6 protein-coding genes are annotated in these 5,710 nt (G+C 46.6%); all 6 read left to right on the top strand.

Translation table 11 applies throughout. The features are described from left to right. The first annotated feature begins 74 nt into the window (after window positions 1–74). Window positions 75–1,280: a 1-deoxy-D-xylulose-5-phosphate reductoisomerase gene (locus tag QMD03_09755; protein MDI6777496.1), complete on the top strand. Its 1,206-nt coding sequence runs from the start codon at window positions 75–77 to the stop codon at window positions 1,278–1,280. Window positions 1,281–1,284: 4 nt separating this feature from the next. Then, complete coding sequence (gene rseP, locus QMD03_09750) at window positions 1,285–2,388, top strand: RIP metalloprotease RseP (GenBank protein ID MDI6777495.1); 1,104 nt, start codon at window positions 1,285–1,287, stop codon at window positions 2,386–2,388. Continuing rightward, window positions 2,388–3,062 carry a tRNA (adenosine(37)-N6)-threonylcarbamoyltransferase complex dimerization subunit type 1 TsaB gene (gene tsaB, locus QMD03_09745; GenBank protein ID MDI6777494.1) on the top strand — a complete coding sequence of 225 codons (675 nt, stop codon included), beginning with the start codon at window positions 2,388–2,390 and terminating at the stop codon, window positions 3,060–3,062. Before rseP ends, tsaB begins: the two co-directional genes overlap by 1 nt. Before the next feature lie 239 nt (window positions 3,063–3,301). Then, on the top strand, window positions 3,302–3,955 hold the full coding sequence (locus tag QMD03_09740) for a phosphatidylserine decarboxylase family protein (protein MDI6777493.1): 654 nt from the start codon (window positions 3,302–3,304) through the stop codon (window positions 3,953–3,955). 29 nt (window positions 3,956–3,984) lie between these two features. Next, window positions 3,985–4,746, top strand: a complete 762-nt coding sequence (gene pssA, locus QMD03_09735) for a CDP-diacylglycerol--serine O-phosphatidyltransferase (GenBank protein MDI6777492.1) — start codon at window positions 3,985–3,987, stop codon at window positions 4,744–4,746. After that, a partial coding sequence (locus QMD03_09730; protein MDI6777491.1) for an aspartate-semialdehyde dehydrogenase occupies window positions 4,743–5,710 on the top strand: 968 nt, incomplete at its 3' end. The genes pssA and QMD03_09730, both read left to right, overlap by 4 nt.

The raw sequence follows: 5,710 nt of genomic DNA, 5'->3' as shown, positions 1-5,710 counted from the left end.
ACGCAAACTAAAGTTTGCGGCTACATTTTAATTTCAAGACTTTTGCAATTACCTTGTAAGAGGAAGATTTTTAAGTGAAAAATGTAAGCATTTTAGGGTCCACAGGATCCATCGGGGTTAATGCCTTAGATGTAATAAGGAATAACCTCTCACGGTTCAAGATCATCGCCCTCGCCACGGGGCGGAATGTGGACCTGCTAAAAGATCAGATTGAAGAATTCAGGCCGAAGGTCGTATCCGTTATTGATGAGGCCCATGCCCGAAAACTGAAGGCAGTTCTGAACTCTTCTCTGGGGACAGAAATCCTCTTCGGGGACGAAGGATACCGTGAGGTGGCCGCCATAGGAGAGGTGAAGATAGTTCTATCGGCCATGGTAGGTTCGGCGGGTCTTATTCCCACTATGGAGGCCATCGAGGCCGGAAAAGATATCGCCCTTGCCAACAAGGAAGCGATGGTCATGGCGGGAAGCCTTGTTGTGGAAAAGGCCTATGAGAAAGGAGTAAAGGTACTGCCTGTTGACAGCGAGCATAGCGCAATCTTTCAGTGCCTCGTGGGTCACAGACGGGAGGATATTAGGCGCATCATCCTTACCGCCTCGGGTGGCCCTTTTCTCCACTTATCCAGGGAAGAACTGGCAGAGGTAAAACCTGCCCAAGCACTGAAACATCCCAACTGGCAGATGGGAAAAAAAATTACCATTGATTCCGCTTCCCTGATGAATAAAGGGCTGGAGGTCATCGAGGCAAGATGGTTTTTTGACGTTCCGATAGAGCGCATTCAAGTGCAGATTCATCCTCAGAGCATCGTTCATTCCCTGGTGGAATATATTGACGGATCTGTAATTGCCGGGCTCGGCATGCCGGATATGAGAATCCCCATAGCTTATGCCCTCTCTTTTCCCGAAAGACTTTATCGTTCAGAACCACCTCTTGATCTCCTTAAGGTTGGCACCCTTGAGTTCCTCGAGCCTGATTTTGACAGGTTTCCCAGTCTGAAACTTGCCTACGATGCCGGAAAGATCGGGGGGACCATGCCCGCTGTCTTGAGTGCGGCAAACGAGGTAGTCGTGGAGGCATTTATCGGCGAAAAAATAAGATTCATAGATATGCCGAAGATCATAGAAAGAGTTCTTTCCTCCCATCAGCCAAAGGCATCACCCCATCTCGGAGAGATCCTCGAGGCCGATAGGTGGGCGAGGGACGAGGCAACGAGGGTATTGAGCGAAAGGCCAAAAGGGACAGGGGAAAAACATTTAGCCCATAACCATCTGGAGGAGTAGATAATTGGTCACTACAAGCATTTTATCTGTAATAATTTTGTTGAGCGTTCTCATTTTTGCCCATGAACTCGGTCATTTTCTGGCGGCCAGATTTTTAGGCGTTGGTGTCCTAAAATTTTCTCTTGGCTTTGGTCCCAAATTGATCGGAAAAAAATGGGGCGAAACAGAGTATCTCATTTCCCTGCTGCCCCTGGGAGGTTATTTAAAACTTTTAGGAGAGTCGGAAGATGATGTTCTATCAGAGGCGGACGAGCAAAGATCATTTCTAAAACAGCCGGTTTCAAAAAGAATCGCTATCGTGATCGCCGGCCCTTTAGCTAATTTTCTTTTAGCTATCCTGATCTTTACCGTTATTTACATGATCGGGATCCCCACCCTGACCACACAGGTTGGGGGGGTACAACCGGAATTTCCGGCCTTTAATGCAGGCATTACTGAGGGGGATAAGATCTTCGCCATTGATGGGAAAAAAATTACCCGCTGGGAAGAAATGGCCGAAGTAGTCGCCAAAAGCGGGGGGAAAGAATTACGGATTACGATAAAAAGGGGACAACAATTAAAGGGTATCACACTAAAACCAAAATTATTAAAGGTAAAAAATATCTTTGGTGAAGAGGTTGATGCGTATAAAATTGGCGTCAGTCCCTCCCCGCACACCGTTACCGAAAGAATGAATCCCTTTGCTGCCTTCTGGGTCAGCCTCAAACAAACATATCTTATCAGTAAACTTACTCTGATAGGTATCGTCAAAATTATAGAGGGCACTATCTCTCCGAAAACCCTTGGAGGGCCTATCCTGATTGCCCAGATTGCTGGAACACAGGCAAAGGAAGGAATCTTACCCTTTGTCCTGTTTATGGCTCTGTTGAGCGTTAATCTCGCGATCCTCAACCTTCTACCCATCCCCGTTCTTGATGGAGGACATATTTTATTCTATCTCATTGAAATCATAGCAAGGAGGGAAGTAAACATCAAATTTAGAGAAAGGGCCCAACAGATAGGCATTGCCCTCCTTATCATTTTGATGCTATTTGTTTTTATTATAGATATAGAGAGATTAAACATAACGATGTTCGACAACATTGGGAAAATATTCACCAGACAGTGATGCTTACCTTAGCCATTGATACCTCTACAAAAACGGCCAGTATTGCCCTCCTTGACGACGATATGGTCCTCGCCGAGGTCCTCATAAGCTTAAATTTACATCATTGTGCAACATTGCTGCCGGCTATGGAAAACCTTACCAGAATGGCAGGCATAACACCGGGCAAGGTGGACCTTCTGGTATGTACCATTGGACCCGGCTTATTTACCGGGTTGAGAATCGGTGTAAGTACTGTCAAAGGGCTTGCCCTAACAACGGGCAGACCGGTTGTCGGCGTCTCAACTCTGGATGCCCTTGCCCTGAACCTCGTCTATTTGTCAATGACAATCTGCCCCATGTTAGACGCCGGTAAAAAACATGTATACACGGCCATTTACAAAATGGGTCGGAAGGATATACCGGAAAAAATAGGAGAGGAAATGATCGCCAATGTCGGGAAGTTTTTGGAAAATCTTGACAAAGATGAGGATATTATCTTCGTAGGTGATGGGGCTGTAAAACACAGGGAACTCATAAAAGAGATATTGCCTGAGAGGTCATTTCTTGCCTTCGCTCATCATCAATTTATCAGGGCGGCAGCGGTAGGCATGTTGGGGAGGAGAAAATTTAATGATGGTGATATCCTTGATTCTGTTACCTTTACGCCCCGGTATCTCCGCCCCTTCGGGGCGTAATTGTAGCCGCAACCTTTAGCCTGCGAAATGGCGCAACCTAAAGGTTGCGGCTACCAGAAGAGAAACAAGAGAAATATTGACAAGTGCACTTATTCAATATAAAAGGGTGGAATAAGGATTCAAGGGGTCAAGGATTCAAGTGAAATGTTAAAAAACTACTTAAATCCTTAGAAAACAAACATTTGAATCCTCGAATCCTTGAACCCTCGAATCCTTTTTAACAGGGCAGGGGGCCAAAGGTGAAATATCGTAAGAATCATAACAGTCCTGTTGTCCTGGAGGGGCTTCCCTTCATTATACCCCTGGGGGCTGTTACAGTGATAGCCTTCTCCTGCGGGGCATTCTTCCCTGGGGTCCTTCTGTCTTTTGTTACCGTTTTTGTCATTTGGTTCTTCCGTAATCCGGGTAGAAAAGCCCCCGAAAATGCTAAGTCCGTTATATCTCCCGCAGACGGCAAGGTGATAAGCGTAGAAAATATCGCCGAACATGATCTGCTCCGTGGTCCTTTAAAGAAAATCAGCATCTTCATGAGTATCTTCAATGTCCATGTTAACAGGGTTCCCGTCTCCGGTACGGTCAGCAGCGTCCGTCATGAAAAAGGAAAGTTTCTGCCCGCCAACCTTGACAAAGCTTCCGCCCTCAATGAGAGGAACACTGTTCTTGTCAAAACCGATGAGGGGAAAGAAATTTTAACGGTACAGATAGCGGGAGTAATTGCGAGAAGGATCATCTGCTGGCTAAAAGAGGGGATGTACGCCCAGAAGGGTGAACGATTTGGTCTCATACAATTTGGCTCACGTCTTGAAGTCTTCCTTCCATCTGATACAACCATTTCCGTTAAGGTGGGAGATAAGGTCAAGGCGGGAGAGACACCGATAGGATACCTGAAATGAAAAAGAACTCTTCATCAAAAAGAACGAGAATGAAAAAAAGTGTTTATGTACTGCCTAATCTTCTTACTACGGCGAGTCTTTTCTGTGGATTTTACTCGGTGATTGCCTCTCTGAAGGGAGATTTCTCCCTCGCCGCCGTTGCTATTCTGATATCCTTTGTCCTGGACGGTCTGGATGGCAGAATAGCAAGGATAACAAATACCTTGAGCAGATTCGGCACAGAATACGACTCTCTGTCTGACCTGGTGGCCTTCGGCGTTGCGCCGGCCATTCTTGCCTATACTTGGGCGCTGTCATCATACGGAAAGTGGGGATGGCTGGCGGCATTTTTATTTGTGGTCTGCGGCGCCCTCAGGCTGGCGAGGTTCAACGTCCAGATCAATATAATCGAAAGCAAGACTTTTAATGGCTTACCCATACCGGGCGCCGCCGCTGTTGTCTCAACCGGGGTATTACTTTTCTCCTATCTGGGAGGAGCAGGAAGATTTAATCATCTATCGGCCTTAATCACTATCGTTGCTTTATCGTTACTGATGGTCAGTAATATCAAATACTACAGCTTTAAAGACCTGAATTTCTTTTCACGAAAGCCATTTATGTCCTTTGTCCTGATGGTTCTTATCCTGATCATTGTTGCTGCGGAGCCTCAGATCATGATTTTCACATTTTCTCTGGGGTATTCTCTTTCCGGCCCGGCATGGGCTCTGGTTAAAATCGCAAAGAAAACACTCTTTATGGTAAAGAGCAGAAGGACAAGCAGAACAGTCAACAGTAAGGGTACTTTTGTATGAAGAGATACAACGTAGCAATTGTCGGCGCCACCGGCGCTGTGGGGGGTGAAATGATCAAAATTTTGGAGGAGCGGGATTTTCCCGTTGATCGTTTGAAACTCCTTGCCTCGGAACGTTCTGCCGGAAAAGAATTGGTCTTTAGAGGAAAGACGATTCCCGTTGAGGTACTGGATGAAAATTCCTTTGCAGGAATGAACGTAGGTCTCTTTTCCGCCGGCGGCAGTATCAGTGAGCGGTTTGCCCCCCTTGCCGTTAGGGCGGGATGTGTTGTCATTGACAACACCAGCGCCTTCCGAATGGACCCCGAAATTCCTTTAGTGGTGCCCGAGGTAAATCCCGAGGCAATCAAGATGTATGAAAAGAGGAGAATCATCGCCAATCCTAACTGTTCGACCATCCAAATGGTTGTAGCCCTCAAACCGATCCATGATGTGGCCAGGATCAGGAGAATCGTTGTCTCTACGTATCAGGCCGTATCGGGAGCGGGGAAAAGGGCCATCGAAGAACTGGACATGCAGACAAGGTCACTGTTAAACTTCCAGGAACCCAAGATACAGGTGCTTCCTCACATAATTGCCTTCAACTGCATCCCCCAGATTGATATTTTCTTAGACAATGGATACACAAAAGAAGAGATGAAGATGGCAAATGAAACCAGGAAAATCTTCCACGATCAATCTATCGCGGTAACGGCCACAGCGGTTAGAGTTCCCGTTTTTTACGGTCACTCCGAATCTGTAAATATCGAAACAGAAAAGAAGATTACCGCGGAAGAGGTCAGAGAAATCCTGTCCCGGGCCCCTGGGGTCACCGTTATTGATAATCCGGAGGGAAAGGAATACCCTCTTGCGATTCATGCCGCCGGCAAGGATGATACCTTCGTGGGGAGGATCAGACAGGACGAGTCAATCGCAAATGGTATCAATATGTGGATTGTATCGGATAATATCAGAAAAGGCGCGGC

It is taken from the genome of Syntrophales bacterium, assembly GCA_030018935.1.
GTDB lineage: Bacteria > Desulfobacterota > Syntrophia > Syntrophales > CG2-30-49-12 > CG2-30-49-12.
Note: the sequence above shows the minus strand (reverse complement) of the source record. Positions and strands in the feature narration are given on the sequence as shown.

What these genes read in the sequence shown, in the direction of transcription:
- tsaB (MDI6777494.1), top strand. Translation starts at nt 2,388, where the DNA reads ATGCTTACCTTAGCCATTGATACCTCTACAAAAACGGCCAGTATTGCC.
- pssA (MDI6777492.1), top strand. Translation starts at nt 3,985, where the DNA reads ATGAAAAAAAGTGTTTATGTACTGCCTAATCTTCTTACTACGGCGAGT.